General features: G+C 55.9%; 14 protein-coding genes. All 14 read left to right on the forward strand.

From position 1 onward, the window contains the following. The first annotated feature begins 6 nt into the window (after positions 1 to 6). Entirely contained in the window at positions 7 to 741 is a 735-nt protein-coding gene (gene pyrH / locus ACZYTD_RS02420; protein WP_463888745.1) for a UMP kinase, read from the forward strand. A 75-nt stretch (positions 742 to 816) separates the two neighbouring features. Then, positions 817 to 1,374 (forward strand): ribosome recycling factor, encoded by a 558-nt coding sequence (gene frr / locus ACZYTD_RS02425; protein ID WP_463888748.1) that lies wholly within the window; start codon positions 817 to 819, stop codon positions 1,372 to 1,374. A 75-nt stretch (positions 1,375 to 1,449) separates the two neighbouring features. Beyond that, positions 1,450 to 2,220: a polyprenyl diphosphate synthase gene (gene uppS, locus ACZYTD_RS02430; protein ID WP_463888750.1), complete on the forward strand. Its 771-nt coding sequence runs from the start codon at positions 1,450 to 1,452 to the stop codon at positions 2,218 to 2,220. Positions 2,221 to 2,249: 29 nt separating this feature from the next. Beyond that, positions 2,250 to 3,107 (forward strand): phosphatidate cytidylyltransferase, encoded by an 858-nt coding sequence (locus tag ACZYTD_RS02435; protein WP_463888753.1) that lies wholly within the window; start codon positions 2,250 to 2,252, stop codon positions 3,105 to 3,107. A gap of 11 nt (positions 3,108 to 3,118) precedes the next feature. Then, positions 3,119 to 4,315 (forward strand): 1-deoxy-D-xylulose-5-phosphate reductoisomerase, encoded by a 1,197-nt coding sequence (gene ispC / locus ACZYTD_RS02440; protein WP_463888755.1) that lies wholly within the window; start codon positions 3,119 to 3,121, stop codon positions 4,313 to 4,315. Beyond that, positions 4,312 to 5,661 carry a sigma E protease regulator RseP gene (gene rseP / locus ACZYTD_RS02445; protein ID WP_463888758.1) on the forward strand — a complete coding sequence of 450 codons (1,350 nt, stop codon included), beginning with the start codon at positions 4,312 to 4,314 and terminating at the stop codon, positions 5,659 to 5,661. Before ispC ends, rseP begins: the two co-directional genes overlap by 4 nt. Positions 5,662 to 5,692: 31 nt before the next feature. Beyond that, positions 5,693 to 8,119 carry an outer membrane protein assembly factor BamA gene (bamA, locus tag ACZYTD_RS02450; protein ID WP_463888760.1) on the forward strand — a complete coding sequence of 809 codons (2,427 nt, stop codon included), beginning with the start codon at positions 5,693 to 5,695 and terminating at the stop codon, positions 8,117 to 8,119. A gap of 25 nt (positions 8,120 to 8,144) precedes the next feature. After that, complete coding sequence (locus tag ACZYTD_RS02455) at positions 8,145 to 8,660, forward strand: OmpH/Skp family outer membrane protein (RefSeq protein ID WP_463888763.1); 516 nt, start codon at positions 8,145 to 8,147, stop codon at positions 8,658 to 8,660. A gap of 3 nt (positions 8,661 to 8,663) precedes the next feature. Continuing rightward, complete coding sequence (gene lpxD / locus ACZYTD_RS02460; RefSeq protein WP_463888766.1) at positions 8,664 to 9,689, forward strand: UDP-3-O-(3-hydroxymyristoyl)glucosamine N-acyltransferase; 1,026 nt, start codon at positions 8,664 to 8,666, stop codon at positions 9,687 to 9,689. A 17-nt stretch (positions 9,690 to 9,706) separates the two neighbouring features. After that, a complete protein-coding gene (gene fabZ / locus ACZYTD_RS02465; RefSeq protein WP_463888769.1) occupies positions 9,707 to 10,168 on the forward strand; it encodes a 3-hydroxyacyl-ACP dehydratase FabZ in 462 nt (153 codons plus the stop codon). A 3-nt stretch (positions 10,169 to 10,171) separates the two neighbouring features. Continuing rightward, positions 10,172 to 10,960 (forward strand): acyl-ACP--UDP-N-acetylglucosamine O-acyltransferase, encoded by a 789-nt coding sequence (gene lpxA / locus ACZYTD_RS02470; protein ID WP_463888771.1) that lies wholly within the window; start codon positions 10,172 to 10,174, stop codon positions 10,958 to 10,960. A gap of 14 nt (positions 10,961 to 10,974) precedes the next feature. After that, positions 10,975 to 12,117, forward strand: coding sequence for a lipid-A-disaccharide synthase (lpxB, locus tag ACZYTD_RS02475; RefSeq protein WP_463889061.1), 1,143 nt, complete (start codon positions 10,975 to 10,977; stop codon positions 12,115 to 12,117). After that, complete coding sequence (gene rnhB, locus ACZYTD_RS02480) at positions 12,114 to 12,716, forward strand: ribonuclease HII (RefSeq protein ID WP_463888773.1); 603 nt, start codon at positions 12,114 to 12,116, stop codon at positions 12,714 to 12,716. Before lpxB ends, rnhB begins: the two co-directional genes overlap by 4 nt. 92 nt (positions 12,717 to 12,808) lie before the next feature. Next, positions 12,809 to 16,297, forward strand: a complete 3,489-nt coding sequence (gene dnaE, locus ACZYTD_RS02485) for a DNA polymerase III subunit alpha (RefSeq protein ID WP_463888776.1) — start codon at positions 12,809 to 12,811, stop codon at positions 16,295 to 16,297. The last annotated feature ends 4 nt before the right edge of the window (positions 16,298 to 16,301 follow it).

Here is a 16,301-nt window from a genome sequence, read left to right on the forward strand (position 1 = left end):
GAAAAGATGAGTACCAATCCTAAAGCTGCTTACAGACGAATTCTGCTGAAACTGAGTGGTGAGGCCTTGCAGGGTGACGAAGGCTTCGGTATCGATCCGGCTGTGCTGGAACGTATGGCTCAGGAGATCAAGGAGCTGGTCGAGCTCGGGGTACAAGTCGGTCTGGTCATCGGCGGTGGTAATCTGTTTCGCGGGGCAGGTCTGGCCAAAGCTGGCATGAACCGCGTGGTGGGTGATCACATGGGTATGCTGGCCACCGTTATGAACGGCTTGGCCATGCGGGATGCCTTGCATCGTGCCTATGTGAATGCGCGCCTGATGTCAGCCATCAGCCTGCAGGGGATCTGTGATTCCTACAGTTGGGCCGAAGGGATCAGCCAACTGCGTGCCGGTAAAGTGGTGATCTTTGCTGCCGGTACCGGCAACCCCTTCTTCACCACCGACTCCGCAGCGTGTCTGCGTGGCATCGAGATTGAAGCGGATTGCGTGTTGAAGGCCACCAAGGTCGATGGCGTCTACTCCGAGGATCCGGTAAAGAACCCGGATGCCGAGCTCTATAGCGAGCTGGATTACAGCGATGTGCTGGATAAAGAGTTGAAGGTGATGGACTTGGCCGCCTTTACCCTGGCGCGGGATCACAACCTGCCGATCCGGGTATTCAACATGAATAAGCCGGGGGCCCTGCGTCGTGTCATCATGGGCGAGCAGGAAGGTACCCTGATCCATCACAAAAACAAGTAACACTGGCTTTGCCGATCGCATTTACTGGTTACAATCATCAGTAAAGTCAGACGACACAGAAGAAGGATAACGACAGTGATCAATGATATTAAGCAAGGTGCAAAAGATCGTATGACCAAGAGCGTTGATTCGCTCAAGAGTCAGATGTCCAAGATCCGTACGGGTCGTGCCCAACCGGCACTGCTGGATGGTATCTCCGTCGATTATTACGGCTCTTCCACCCCCTTGCGTCAGGTTGCCAACGTGGTAGCCGAAGATGCTCGGACCCTGGCGGTGACCGTATTCGATCGCTCCATGATCCAGGCGGTCGAGAAAGCCATCATGACTTCTGATCTGGGGCTCAATCCCTGCTCGGCGGGTACAACCATTCGTGTGCCCTTGCCGGCATTGACCGAAGAGCGTCGTAAGGATCTGATTAAGCTGGTGCGGGCTGAAGCTGAACAGGCTCGTGTCGCCGTGCGCAACGTGCGCCGCGACAGCAATGCTGATCTGAAGACCCTGCTCAAAGACAAAGATATTTCCGAGGATGATGACCGTCGTGCTCAGGAAGAGATCCAGAAGCTGACCGATGGTTATGTCAAGCAGGTCGATGATCTGCTGACGGCCAAGGAAAAAGAGCTAATGGAAATCTGATTGTCACATCAGGTATAGTACCGGGCGCCGTGTAGACCCTCTGCACGGCGCTTTTTTGTTTGTAGGAGAGGAAGCATGTCGTTAGCTGCATCTCTTGGTGAGCTTGCTGGCCAGTGCCTGCCCAAGCACGTTGCCATCATAATGGATGGCAATGGTCGCTGGGCACAGCAGCGTGGCAAGATGCGAGTCTTCGGCCATAAGGCGGGAGTGAAGGCGGTTCGCGATGCCGTTTCCTTTGCTGCTCGTCTGAAATTGGATGCCTTGACCCTGTTTGCTTTTTCCAGTGAAAACTGGCGCCGTCCTGAGTCGGAAGTTTCGGCCTTGATGGAGCTCTTCATGCATGTGTTGGGTGGCGAAGTAAAAAAGTTGCACAAGAGCAATATTCGCCTGCGGGTCATAGGCGAACGTTCACGCTTTAGCCGCCGGCTGCAAGATAAAATAGCGGCGGCCGAACAGCTGACTGCCGCCAATACCGGTCTGATTCTAAACATTGCCGCCAACTATGGTGGGCGTTGGGATATCACAGAGGCGGCGCGAACCCTGGCGCAACAGGCTCAGCGCGGTGAACTGGATGCGGATACCATTAATGAGCAGATGCTTAATGATAGGCTGTCGACCTTCGATCTGCCGGATGTCGATCTGCTGATCCGCACCGGTGGCGATCATCGTATTAGTAACTTTCTGCTCTGGCAATTGGCTTACGCCGAACTCTATTTTACTCCTGCACTGTGGCCTGATTTCGATGACACTCTGTTCTGTGAGGCCGTTGCTTCATTTGCCAGCCGGGAGCGACGGTTTGGCTGTACGGGAGAGCAGATCCGCAACATGCTGAGCAATTCGGCGTGAACTGAATAGGCCATTAAGAGGTTTCTTGTTTGAAACAACGAATTATTACCGCATTGATCCTGATCCCTCTGGCCATTGGTTGGATGTTTTTTTTGCCGTTTGCTGCGTTTTCTCTCGGGGCTGTACTGCTCTTCTTGCTGGCCAGTCGGGAGTGGGGACGCTTTGTCTTGCCCCGCCATGCTAACTGGTTGTTGTTACCTTTTGGCGGGGCCCTGGCGCTCTCCTTATGGGGGCACCCAGCCCAGCTGTTGGTGCAACAGCCGGCAGGTGGCCTGGTACGCGGTATCCTCTATGTCGGTGGTCTCTGGTGGCTGCTGGCGTTGAGCATGGTGCTCGCCTATCCACTGGGTACTCGGGTCTGGCGCCGCAGCCCCTGGTTCAAGGGGCTGTTTGGCCTGCTCACCCTGCTGCCTTTCTTCTGGTCCCTGCTGGTGCTGCGCAGTCATGAATATGCCTTGCACCCGACACAGGGGGGCTGGGTTCTCTTCTTTGTCATGCTGCTGGTGTGGTGTGCCGACTCCGGGGCTTACTTTGTTGGCCGAGCCTTGGGTAAACACAAGATGCTGCCAGCGGTGAGTCCCAACAAAACGCTGGAAGGATTGGCCGGTGGTCTACTGCTGGCCACTGCTGTCGCGGCTGGCGTGGCTTGTCAGGTGGTGCCGACGTGGTCGGAGCGTGGGGTGATCATCGCCTGTAGCATGCTCGCCGTGTTGGCGTCCGTGCTCGGCGATCTGGCCGAGAGTCTGTTCAAGCGGCAGGCCGGGATCAAGGATTCAGGGACTCTGTTGCCGGGACATGGCGGTATTCTGGATCGGATCGATAGCCTGACGGCGGCTCTGCCGGTTTTTGTGGTTAGCTATCTGTTATTGACGCAGTGGCTCGGCTAATGGGAGTAGTCATGCACCAGCTAACTGTGTTGGGCTCAACAGGCTCTATAGGCCGCAGCACTCTGGATGTTGTGCGTCGCCATCCTGAAAAATTTGCCATTCAGGCCCTCGCCGCTCACCGTGATGTCACCCGCATGTTGGCCGACTGCCTGGAGTTTCGGCCGCGCTATGCTGTGCTGGTGCAGGAGGAGGCGGCGCTGGCTCTGCGTCTGGCTTTGCTGGAGGCAGGCAGTACCACAGTTGTGCTGAGCGGCAGCCAGGCCCTGTGCGAAATGGCGCGTCTCACCGAGGTGGATACCGTGATGGCCGCCATAGTCGGCTCAGCCGGCCTGCTCTCGGCGCTGGCGGCGATTGAGGCGGGTAAACGTGTATTGCTGGCCAACAAGGAGGCGCTGGTGATGTCCGGTGCCCTCTTCATGACGGCAGCCAAGGCCTCAGGTGCCACGGTCTTGCCGGTGGATAGTGAACACAATGCTATCTTCCAGTGTCTGCCCGAGTTGGTTCAACAACAGCTGGGTTACTGCGAGCTGGCCCAAGCCGGGGTGGAGCGCATCCTGCTTACCGGCTCAGGGGGCCCGTTTCGCTACACCCCGATCACGGAGTTGGATTCCGTGACGCCGGCTCAGGCTATCTCTCACCCCAACTGGTCCATGGGGCGCAAAATCTCTGTCGATTCGGCGACCATGATGAACAAGGGGTTGGAGTTCATCGAGGCCAAATGGCTATTTAATGCGGCGCCGGAGCAGATCCAGGTCATTATTCACCCTCAGTCGGTTATTCATTCCATGGTGCAGTATCGAGACGGCTCGGTACTGGCGCAGATGGGTAAGCCGGATATGCGCACGCCGATAGCCCATGCCATGGCCTATCCTGAGCGTGTTACCTCCGGGGTGGAAGCGTTGGACTTCTTCTCGCAGGGGGAACTTAGTTTTCTCAAACCCGATTTTGCCCGTTACCCCTGTCTGCAGTTGGCTATCGATGCCTGCTGGAGTGGACAGGCGGCTACCACAGCACTCAACGCAGCCAATGAGCTGGCGGTAGGTGCCTTCTTGGATCAGCAAATTGGTTTCATGGCCATCTATCGGGTTTGTGCTCAGGTGGTGGAAAAACTGGCTGGCCAGTTCGCCCCGGATCTGGCTACCATTCTGGAGTTGGATGCCGAGGCGCGTTGTTTGGCACTTAAACTCATACAAGGAGAGAGAGCATGACTGAGGTATTGTGGAATCTGTTCTCGTTTATCCTGGCACTGGCGATCCTGATCGCGGTGCATGAGTGGGGTCACTTTTGGGTGGCTCGCCTATGTGGGGTTAGGGTTGAGCGCTTTTCCTTAGGCTTTGGCAAGGTACTGTGGAGCAAGAAGGATAAACAGGGCACAGAGTTTTCACTCTCACTGATTCCTCTGGGTGGTTACGTCAAGATGCTGGATGAACGCGTCGATGAGGTTCCCGAGGCGTTGAAGTCCCAGGCCTTCAACAACAAGACGGTGGCACAGCGCTTTGCCATAGTCGCGGCCGGTCCTTTGGCTAACTTCGTATTTGCTCTGTTCGCCTTCTGGGTGATGTTCATGCTGGGGGTGCCCACAGTCAAACCGGTTATCGGTGAGATTATCCCCCAGTCGGCGGCGGCTGATGCAGGCTTGCAGCCAGGCATGGAGATCTTGAGCGTCAACCGGAAGCTCACTGGGGATTGGGAGAGTGTAACCTATGCCCTGGTTAGCCAGCTAGGTAGCGAGGAGGTTGAGCTGGAGGTGTTGAACCAGGGCCAGCGGCTGCGCAAACGGCTCTCGTTGGCGGGTTGGCAACTGAGCAACGATGATGAGACACTACCTTTTGCACCTCTGGGTTTTCTGCCTCTTGCTCCTGAAGTGACCCTGGAAGTGGCTCAGGTCATCAAGGGGGGGAGTGCGGCTCGTGCCGGGGTTCAGGTTGGAGACAAACTGATCGCCGCAGAAGAGGAACCACTCCTGGATTGGCAGGATTTTGTCACTCTGGTTCAGGCTTCGCCGCTGCATCCCCTGCATGTTACTATCGAGCGCGCCGGCGTGCGTAAAGATGTGATTTTGACCCCGGATAAACGTCAGCTCAAGGAGCAGGACGTGGGCTATGTAGGAATTGCTCCCCTGGTTATTCCTCTGGACGAGCGTTACCGTATTGAGTTGCGTTATGGTCCTCTGGATGCCCTGTGGGTTGGGATGCAGAAAACCGGCGCTACCATCTCATTGACCCTGGAGATGCTTGGCAAGCTCATCACAGGTGTGGTCTCGCTGGATAATTTGAGTGGTCCTATCTCGATTGCCAAAGGGGCGGGCAGCACGGCCAGTTTTGGTCTGGTATACTTCCTCGGTTTTTTGGCACTGGTGAGTGTCAATCTAGGCATTATCAACCTGTTTCCTCTGCCCGTATTGGATGGGGGACACCTGATGTTCTTCATGATTGAAGCAGTTACCGGGAAGCCTGTACCGGAGCGGGTACAGGAGTATGCATTCAAATTTGGCGCAGCCATTCTGGTCTGTTTGATGGGGATTGCGCTGTTTAATGACTTTGCGCGCCTGTGATAGGTGCGGCAACTAGGACTACGAGAACAACATGGCCGTAAGAAAAGCACTGGTTGCCTCTTGTCTGCTGAGCGTTAGTATATTGGCTCAGGCGGCAGGGGAGACTCCCTCTTTCGTAGTGAAAGATATTCGCGTGGAAGGGCTGCAGCGGGTGACGCTGGGCGCTGCGCTCTTGAATTTGCCTGTTCGGGTTGGTGACAGTCTGGATAGCCAGGCTTCGGCTAATGCTATCAAGAAGCTCTATGCTTCCGGCAACTTTGAGAATATCCAGCTCAGACGCGAGGGCGATGTGTTGGTGGTGGAGGTCAAAGAGCGTCCTACCATCAGCAACATCGAGTATGTGGGCAACAAGGACATCAAGGAAGAACAACTCAAGGAGTCTGTTGAAGCTGCTGGGGTTCGCGTTGGTGAGCCTTTGGATCGCACCATGCTGCGCAGCCTGGAAAAAGGGCTGGAGGATTTCTACTACGGCGTGGGTAAGTATTCCGCTCAAGTGCAGGCTATTGTGACGCCCTTGCCTCGTAACCGGGTCGATTTGAAGTTCAATTTTGTTGAGGGGGTCTCCGCTAAGATCCAGCAAATCAACATAGTGGGCAACAAAGTCTTTGATGAAGAGCGTTTACTGGCACAGATTTCGCTGCGTGATGAAGTGCCTTGGTGGAACTTCATCGGCGACCAGAAGTACCAGAAACAGAAGCTGGCTGGGGATCTGGAAGCGCTGCGCTCTTATTATATGGATCGTGGTTATGTGCGCTTCAAGGTGACCTCGACTCAGGTGGAAATGACCCCCGACAAGAAAGGCATCTACATCACCATCAATGTCAATGAGGGCGAGCAGTACAAGATCTCCACCATAGACCTGAAGGGGGATCTGATTGGCCGTGGCAGTGAAATGCGAAAGCTTATCCCGCTGACGGCTGGCGAGCTCTATTCGGCAGCCAATGTGGCTCATACCGAAGAGAGCCTGGCCAAATTTCTGGGCAAATTTGGTTATGCTTATCCGCAAGTCACTACCTATCCAACCATAGATGATGCCAAGAAGGTGGTGTCCCTCAACATCAATGTGATGCCGGGCCCGCGTATCTACGTGCGCAACATCAGCGTACAGGGTAACCAGGTGACCAAGGATGGTGTGGTGCGGCGGGAGATGCGGCAGATGGAGGGCGCTTGGCTCTCCAATGAGAATATTGAAAACTCCAAGAATCGCTTGAATCGACTGGGCTTCTTCGAAACTGTCGAGATCCAGCCGCGCCGTCTGCCAGGCAGCGATGACAAGGTGGATCTGGATGTGACGGTCAAGGAACAGCCCGCAGGATCCATTACGGGCGGCGTGGGTTACGGTACTGAATCCGGGGTCAGCTTCCAGTTTGCCTTGCAGCAGGATAACTTCCTGGGCACGGGTAAGAAGGCGGCCTTCAATTTTAACATGAACGACTATAGCAAGACCTTCGATGTCAGCTATACCGATCCCTACTTCACCATAGATGGCGTCAGTTTGGGTGGTCGAGTCTACTACACTGAGTTTAAGGCCGGCGATGCCAACCTGGTCGACTATACCAATCAGACCATAGGTACACGTCTGACCCTGGGCTACCCCATCAATGAGATCAACCGCTTGGAATATAGCCTCGGCTATGAGAACAACAAGCTGTCACAGCTCCAGGCTTATGCCCAGATCCGCAAGTTCTGGGATATCTACTCCGAACAACAGGATGGGCAAGGGCGTGTGGTCTTCAACGACTTTGACATCACCACCAGCTGGATCCGTAACGATCTGAACAAGGGGGTATTTCCGACCCAGGGCAATAAGCAGCAGGCATCGGCCAAGGTCACCATACCTGGCTCGGATCTGCAGTTCTATAAGCTGAGCATTGATGATGCCCACTATTATCCGTTGGATCGTGAACATGACTGGGTCATCTCTGGCCGTTTCAAGCTGGCTTATGGCAATGGCTATGGCCAGGTGAATGGCTATGACCAGATACTGCCCTTCTTCGAGAACTACTACGCCGGGGGCAGCGAGTGGCTGCGTGGTTTTAAGAGCAATACTGTGGGTCCCAAGGCGCTCTATCTTTATAATAATCAGGGCGAAAACAGCATCATAGGCACCGATCAATCGATCGGGGGTAATGCCATGAGTGTGGCCAGCTTTGAGTTTATCGTCCCTACGCCTTTTGCCAGCGAGTCCTACCGCAAGCAGCTGCGTACCTCAGTATTCTTCGATATAGGTACGGTATGGGATACCACCTTTGACCCGAACGCTTACGGTGTCTGCGTTGCCGGCTGTGACAATCTCTATGACTACTCAGATCCCACTAACTGGCGCTCATCATTAGGGGTATCCTTGCAGTGGATTTCGCCGTTGGGACCTCTGGTCTTCTCATTTGCTAAACCGCTAAAAGAGCAACCGGGTGACAGAACGGAAGTGTTTAACTTCAACATTGGTCGCACCTTCTAAGGTGAGAAATATCAAGGAGTGTAAATTGAATAAAGTATTACATGTGGCCACTTTGGCCCTGGCTATGATGGCTACCGGTTTTTCTGCTCAGGCTGCGGCTGAAAGCAAGATTGCCGTGATCAGTGTCCCGCGTATCATGCAAGAGATCCCCCAGGCTAAGGCTATTGACAGCAAGTTGAAGGCGGAGTTTGACTCTCGTATGCGTGAAATGCAGCGCCTGCAAAGCGAAGGTGAAACCTTGGCCGCCAAGTTGAAGAAGGATGAGTCCTTCATGAGTGCCGATGAGCGCACCAAGCTGCAGCGCAAGCTGGCTGAACTGCAATCAGACTTCAACTTGAAGGGACAGGCACTGCAAGAAGATCAACGTCGTCGCTTCAGCGAAGAGCAGAAGAAGGTGTTTGATAAGGTTCAAGTTGCCATTGATAGCATCGCCAAGGCGCAGGGCTATGACATGGTGCTGAATGGCCAGGCGGTAGTCTTTGGAGCCGAGAAGCTGGACATCACTTCTCAAGTTATCCAACAAGTTAGCAAGAGCAAGTAAGCGATGAGCGTGACCCTCGGACAACTAGCCGATCTTCTGGGTGCCGAGCTGCATGGGGATGCCTCGGTTGAGGTATCCCGTATTGCCAACCTGGAAACGGCGCAGGTCGGTGAGATTAGTTTTCTCTCTGATAGCAAGTACCATGCGTTTCTTGCCAAGAGTCAGGCGAGTGCTGTCCTGGTGAAGGCGGCGGATTTAGCTATCTGCGCAACGAATGCCCTGGTGGTCAAAGACCCCTATGTGGGTTTTGCCCATGTGGCTCAGTTGCTGGATAGCACACCGCAACCGGCAACGACTATTCACCCCAAGGCGGTGATAGCCGAGGATGTGCAGTTGGCTCCTGGCGTGGCTATCGGCGCTAATGCGGTGATTGAGTCGGGCGTGGTACTCGGCGAGGGGGTCATAGTGGGGCCCGGCTGTTTCATCGGTAAAAACAGCCAATTAGGCAAAGGCTCACGTCTGTGGGCCAATGTTACTCTTTATCACAACGTACGCCTTGGTGAGGCTTGCCTGGTGCAAGCCGGAAGTGTCATCGGTGCGGATGGTTTTGGCTATGCCAATGAGCGTGGTGAGTGGATTAAGATCCCCCAGGTCGGCGGTGTGCGGATCGGCAATCGTGTCGAAATTGGTGCTTCAACTACCATAGATAGAGGCGCGATCGATGACACTCGGATCGCTGATAATGTCATCATAGATAACCAGTGCCAGATTGCTCATAACGTGGAAATTGGCTATGGAACGGCGATTGCGGGCGGGACAGTGATCGCGGGTAGCACCAAAATCGGCAAATACTGTATCATTGGCGGCGCTGCCGTCATCAACGGTCATATTCAGGTGTGCGATCAGGTCACCATCACGGGGATGTCCATGGTGATGCGGTCGATCTCAGAGCCAGGGGTCTACTCCTCTGGCGTTCCAGCCCAGTCCAATAAGGAGTGGCGCAAGATGGCGGCGCGGGTCATGCATATCGATGACATGCATAAACGGCTGAACCAGCTGGAAAAACGGGTCGAAGACCAAGAACAATAAGTGATAAGGATACAGGTTTGAGCAACGAACTTAACCAACTCGACATCCAGGAAATTCTGGAACTGCTGCCCCACAGATACCCCTTCTTGTTGGTTGACCGCGTGGTTAACTACGAGATCGGCGAGGGTCGTAAGGTGCTTCGAGCCATAAAAAATGTGTCGTTTAATGAGCCCTTTTTTCAGGGACATTTTCCGCAGAAGCCGGTATTGCCTGGTGTTTTGATCCTGGAGGCCATGGCTCAGGCTACCGGGATTCTGGCCTTCCGCATGGTAGGTAAGCCCAAGCCAAACGAGTTGTATTATTTTGCTTCCATCGATAATGCCCGTTTCAAACGCCCCGTGGTACCAGGAGATCAACTGGTGCTGGATGTGGAGTTTCTGAAAGAGCGTCGCGGTATCGCCAAGTTTACCGGTGTTGCGACTGTGGATGGTGAGGTGGTTTGTACCGCCGAGCTGATGTGTGCCAAACGCGAGAGCTAAGACATGATCCATCCAAGTGCTCTGATTCATGAAACTGCCATCATTCACGACAGCGCCGTCATCGGCGCCGGGGTCGAGATCGGTCCTTGGTCGGTCGTGGGTGCCGAGGTTGAAATTGGCGAGGGGAGCTGGATCGGCTCGCATGTGGTGCTGAAGGGGCCGACCAAGATTGGCCAGGGCAACAAGATTTTCCAATTTTGCTCCATTGGCGAAGATTGCCAGGACAAAAAATATAAGGGTGAGCGTACCTTCCTGGAGATCGGCGACCACAACGTCATTCGTGAACACTGCACCTTCCATCGCGGCACCATCCAGGATCAGTGTCTGACCAAGGTGGGCAGCCGTAACCTGTTCATGGTTAATGTTCATGTGGCCCACGACTGCGTCATTGGTGATGACACCATTTTTGCTAACAATGCCACGCTGGCCGGGCATGTGCATATTGGTGATTGGGTCATCTTTGGTGGCTTGGCGGCGATTCATCAATTTGGTCGCGTCGGCTCCCATGCTTTTGTGGCGGGTATGGCCGCCCTGAACAAGGATGTGCCGCCCTATGTGATGGCGGCGGGTCATTATGCCAAACCCTTTGGTGTTAACAGTGAAGGGTTGAAGCGCCGTGGTTTTACCCCAGAGGCTATCTCCGCCATCAAGCGCGCCTACAAGGTGATCTATCGTCAAGGCTTGACCGTCGAAGAGGCGCTGCCTGAGTTAGAAGTCATGGCGGCCGATGAGCCCGCCGTGATACCACTAGTCGACTTCCTCAAGCAGAATGAGCGCGGCATTGTCCGCTGATGCCCATGTCTGACATGATGCGTCCCTTGCGTATTGCCATTGTCGCCGGAGAAGTCTCCGGCGATATTCTTGCTGCAGGTCTGATGCGCGAGCTCCGCGTTCGCCATCCTGATGCCCAGTTTATCGGTATTGCCGGACCGCGCATGCAGGAGATTGGCGTCGAGACACTCTTCGAGATGGAAGAGCTCTCTGTCATGGGCTTGGTCGAGGTGCTAGGGCGTCTGCCTCGCCTGTTGCAGGTTCGACGGGAGCTGATCCGTGCTCTGACTCTCAATCCGCCAGATCTCTTCATCGGCGTCGATGCTCCGGATTTCAATATTGGTGTCGAGCTGAAACTCAAGCGCCAGGGTATCAAGACAGTCCACTATGTCAGCCCTTCGGTCTGGGCCTGGCGTCACTCCCGTATTCACAAGATCAAGGCGGCCACTGATCTGGTGCTCGCCTTCTTGCCCTTCGAAAAAGCTTTTTATGATGCTCACCAGGCGCCCTGCCGCTTCGTTGGCCATACCCTGGCGGATGCCGTGCCTCTGGTGAACGACAAGGCCGAGGCCTGCCTGCGCTTAGGTCTCGATCCACTCAAGCCCTACCTGGCTCTGCTGCCCGGAAGTCGGCAGGCCGAGGTGGCCATGCTGGCGCCCTTGTTCCTGCAAGCCTGCCAATTGCTGCGCCGTGAGCATCCAGAACTGGAGTTTGTGGTGCCGCTGGTCAATGCCAGACGGCGAGCGCAGTTTGTGACTATTTTGCAAGCCGTAGCCCCTGAACTACCCATACATTTATTTGATGGTCAGGCGCGGGATGTGATGGCTGCAGGGGATGCCATACTGCTGGCCTCAGGGACCGCGACCCTGGAAGCCATGCTGGTCAAGCGTCCCATGGTGGTCGGCTACAAGGTGAATGCCCTGACTTATTGGCTGGCCGAGCGACTGGTCAAGATCCGCACCTTTGCGCTGCCTAATCTACTGGCGGCTAAGATGCTGGTGCCAGAGCTGATCCAGGAGGAGTGCACCCCGGTGGCCATCTGCCGCGAGGTGAGTCGTCTGCTGGGGCAGGATAACCAGCCGCTGCTGGCCGAATTTACCCGTTTGCACCAGCTTATCCGCTGTGATGCCGATAAACAGGCGGCCTCTGCCGTGTTGCAACTGCTGGATCTTGCATGAGTGATTTTCTCTACCCTTGTGATGTGAGCCTGGTGCGCGTGGCGGGTGTCGATGAGGTGGGCCGTGGCCCCCTGGTCGGTGATGTGGTCACCGCCGCCGTGATCCTGGATCCCACCCGCCCCATCCTGGGTCTCAACGACTCCAAGAAGCTTTCCGAGAAACGGCGTCTGGCCCTGTATGATGAGATCATCGACAAGGCCGCAGCCTATGCTATTGGTCGCTGTTCACCGAGCGAGATCGACAGCTTGAACATCCTGTGGGCCACTATGTTGGCCATGCAGCGGGCCGTCGCGGCCTTGCCGCTACAGCCAGGTTATGTGCTGGTCGATGGTAACCGGACGCCGGATTTTGGCATTCCCGCCCTGGCCGTAGTCAAGGGGGATAGCAAGGTGGCCGAGATCAGCGCCGCCTCCATCCTGGCCAAGGTGACCCGGGATAGCGAGATGGCCGAACTGGACCGGCTCTACCCTGATTATGGCTTTGCCCAGCACAAGGGCTATCCGACCGCCGAGCACCTGGCCCGCCTGCAACAATTTGGCGCTATCCCTCAGCATAGACGCAGCTTTCGTCCGGTCCGCCAGGCCTTGGGCCTGATTTAATCGACCGGGTTTAGCGATTTAGATTAGCGATCTGGTGCAATCGCCTGTGGTAATACTCCCTTAACCGCCCCCTAAGTGAGGGATAGACGAAGATGGCAGAACCTCGTTTCATACACCTGCGCGTCCATTCCGACTTCTCCATGGTCGATGGCTTGCAGAAGATTAAACCCCTGGTCGGCCGTGCGGCCGAGTATGGCATGCCAGCCATGGCGCTCACCGATCAGATGAACCAGTGTGGTCTGGTGCGTTTCTATGGTGATGCCCATGGTAAGGGGATGAAACCCTTGGTCGGGGTCGATCTCTGGCTGCAGAGTGAGGAGCTGGGCGAAGAGCTGTTTCGTCTGACGGGCCTGGCCATGGATAACGAGGGGCAGCAGAATCTGGTGCAGCTCATCTCCAAGGCTTATCTGCGCGGCCATGTGCAGGGGCAACCTGTGGTCGATAAGCAGTGGCTCATCGAGCACCACCATGGGGTGATCCTACTCTCCGGTGGGCGCGAAGGGGACGTGGGCAAGTTTCTGCTCAAGGGCAACCAGGCCATGGTGGCCCGCTGTGCCGAGTTCTACCGTCAGCACTTTCCTGATCGTTACTATGTTGAGCTGATGCGTACCAGCCGCCCCGATGAGGAGAGCTATATTCGCATGGCGGTGCCGCTGGCCGTAGAGTTGGCCTTGCCCGTGGTGGCCACCAACGAGGTGGTCTTTCGCAATGAAGAAGATTTCGACGCCCATGAGATCCGGGTAGCCATTCACGATGGTTACACCCTCGATGATACCCGCCGCCCCAAGCGCTATAGCCCCCAGCAGTATCTGAAGAGCCAGGAACAGATGGTCGAGCTGTTTGCCGACCTGCCTGAGGCGTTGGCCAATACGGTGCAGATCGCCAAGCGCTGCAATGTCACGGTACGACTTGGCGAGTACTTCTTGCCGCAGTTTCCCACCGGTGAGATGAGCACAGAAGATTATCTGGTCATGTGCTCGAAACGGGGGTTGGAGGAGCGGCTGGAGTTTCTGTTTCCCGAGCCACACGTGCGAGCCGAGAAGCGCCTCGAGTATGATGAGCGTCTGGATATCGAGCTCAAGGTGATCAACCAGATGGGCTTCCCGGGTTACTTCCTGATCGTGATGGAGTTTATCCAGTGGTCCAAGGATCACAATATTCCGGTGGGGCCGGGTCGGGGCTCGGGGGCCGGTTCACTGGTCGCCTATGCCTTGAAGATCACCGATCTGGATCCGCTGGAATTTGATCTGCTGTTCGAACGTTTCCTGAACCCGGAGCGGGTCTCCATGCCTGACTTCGACGTGGATTTCTGCATGGATCGCCGGGATGAGGTGATCGACCATGTGGCCGAGATGTATGGTCGGGAGGCCGTCTCCCAGATCATCACCTTCGGCACCATGGCTGCCAAGGCGGCCATCCGCGATGTGGGTCGAGTGCTGGGCCATGCCTATGGCTTTTGCGATCGCCTCTCCAAGTTGATACCGCCCGATCCGGGTATGACGCTGGCCAAGGCGTTTGAGGCCGAGCCCAAGCTGCCCGAGATCTATGAGCAGGATGAGGAGGTCAAGGCGCTCATCGACATGGCGCGCAAGCTAGAAGGGGTGACCCGCAACGCCGGTAAACATGCGGGGGGTGTGGTGATAGCGCCGACCCGGATCACCGACTTTGCTCCCCTCTACTGCGATGCCGAAGGGGCCAACCCTGTCACTCAGTTCGACAAGAACGATGTGGAGTACGCGGGGCTGGTCAAGTTCGACTTCCTGGGGCTGCGCACTCTGACCATAATCCAGTGGGCCCTGGATATGATCAATCCGCGCATGGCTCAGGAGGGCAAGGAGCCGGTACGCATCGAGGCCATTCCGCTGGATGATAGGGCTTCTTTCAAGACCCTGTTGGCCTATGAGACGACGGCGGTATTCCAGTTGGAATCCCGCGGCATGAAGGATCTCATCAAGCGCCTCAAGCCCGACTGCTTTGAAGATATGATAGCCCTGGTGGCCCTGTTTCGTCCGGGGCCGCTGCAATCCGGGATGGTGGATAACTTCATCGACCGTAAGCATGGTCGTGAAGCCATCTCCTACCCGGATGTTCAGTGGCAGCATGAGTCGCTCAAACCCATACTCGAGCCCACCTACGGCATCATCCTCTACCAAGAGCAGGTCATGCAGATCGCCCAGACGCTGGCGGGCTACACGCTGGGTGGGGCGGACATGTTGCGCCGGGCCATGGGTAAGAAGAAGCCGGAGGAGATGGCCAAGCAGCGAGCCGGTTTTGAGGCGGGCGCCGTGGACAATGGCATCGATGGCGAGTTAGCCATGAAGATCTTTGACTTGGTGGAGAAGTTCGCCGGTTACGGTTTCAACAAGTCCCACTCGGCTGCTTATGCCCTGGTCTCCTATCAGACGCTCTGGTTGAAAACGCACTTTCCGGCGGAGTTCATGGCGGCCGTCATGACCGCCGATATGGATAACACCGACAAGATAGTGACGTTAGTGGACGAGTGTCAGCGTATGGGGCTGACCATAATACCGCCGGATGTCAACTCGGGGCAGTATCGCTTCACCGTCAACGCTCAGGGTCATATCGTCTATGGCATAGGGGCGGTCAAAGGGGTGGGTGAAGGCCCAATAGAAGCCATCATCGAGGCGCGCCAAGCCGGTGGCTCTTTCCGGGATCTGTTTGATTTCTGTAACCGGGTGGACATCAAACGCCTCAATAAGCGGGTGATGGAGAAGCTGATCCTGGCGGGGGCGCTGGATCGGCTGGGGCCGCACCGGGCGGCAACCATGGCCAGCCTGGAGGAGGCGATGAAAGCCGCCGAGCAGAAGGCCAAGGATGCGGCGCGCGGCCAGGACGATCTGTTTGGCGATATCTTCGGTACCGATGAGGATGCGGTGCTGCCCAGTCCCTGCTTTGCCCAGGTGCCCCAGTGGCCGGACAAGGTGTGGCTGGAGGGGGAGCGAGAGACCCTGGGGTTGTACCTGACGGGCCACCCCATCAACCAGTACTTGCCTGAACTTAGGCACTATGTCTCCGGTCGTTTGAGCGAGTTGCACCCGACAGAGCGGGACAAGATCACCACGGCGGCGGGCTTGGTCATTGCCACCCGTGTGCTGGTGACCAAGCGTGGTACTCGCATGGGTTTGCTGACCATAGATGATCGTTCCGGGCGGCTGGACATCACACTCTTTAGTGAAGCCCTTGAACGTTATGAGCATTTACTTGTCCAAGACAAGATACTGGTCGTGAGTGGACAGGTCGGCTTTGACGACTTCTCCGGTGGGCTTAAAATGTCGGCCCGTGAGTTAATGGATATATCGGACGCCCGGGCGCGTTATGCGCGCGGCTTGCGTCTCAACGTGGCACAAAACCAGATTGATGAGCGATTTTTCCCCCGTTTGGGCGAAATAATGCAACCTCATCGTGCCGGTATCTGTCCGGTTCAGGTATGCTACCGCACACCTGGCGTACAGGCCTCTTTGCAATTAGGCACCGAGTGGCGAGTTACGCCCACCGATCAACTACTGGACGACTTGTGCATGCTCTTGGGCAAGCAGAATGTCGACCTGATTTTTGAGTAGCGAT

It is taken from the genome of Pseudaeromonas sp. HNCC25DJ180 (assembly GCF_055413345.1).

What these genes read in the sequence shown, in the direction of transcription:
- pyrH (WP_463888745.1), top strand. Translation starts at nt 7, where the DNA reads ATGAGTACCAATCCTAAAGCTGCTTACAGACGAATTCTGCTGAAACTG.
- uppS (WP_463888750.1), top strand. Translation starts at nt 1,450, where the DNA reads ATGTCGTTAGCTGCATCTCTTGGTGAGCTTGCTGGCCAGTGCCTGCCC.
- ispC (WP_463888755.1), top strand. Translation starts at nt 3,119, where the DNA reads ATGCACCAGCTAACTGTGTTGGGCTCAACAGGCTCTATAGGCCGCAGC.
- rseP (WP_463888758.1), top strand. Translation starts at nt 4,312, where the DNA reads ATGACTGAGGTATTGTGGAATCTGTTCTCGTTTATCCTGGCACTGGCG.
- bamA (WP_463888760.1), top strand. Translation starts at nt 5,693, where the DNA reads ATGGCCGTAAGAAAAGCACTGGTTGCCTCTTGTCTGCTGAGCGTTAGT.
- lpxD (WP_463888766.1), top strand. Translation starts at nt 8,664, where the DNA reads ATGAGCGTGACCCTCGGACAACTAGCCGATCTTCTGGGTGCCGAGCTG.
- lpxA (WP_463888771.1), top strand. Translation starts at nt 10,172, where the DNA reads ATGATCCATCCAAGTGCTCTGATTCATGAAACTGCCATCATTCACGAC.
- lpxB (WP_463889061.1), top strand. Translation starts at nt 10,975, where the DNA reads ATGATGCGTCCCTTGCGTATTGCCATTGTCGCCGGAGAAGTCTCCGGC.
- rnhB (WP_463888773.1), top strand. Translation starts at nt 12,114, where the DNA reads ATGAGTGATTTTCTCTACCCTTGTGATGTGAGCCTGGTGCGCGTGGCG.
- dnaE (WP_463888776.1), top strand. Translation starts at nt 12,809, where the DNA reads ATGGCAGAACCTCGTTTCATACACCTGCGCGTCCATTCCGACTTCTCC.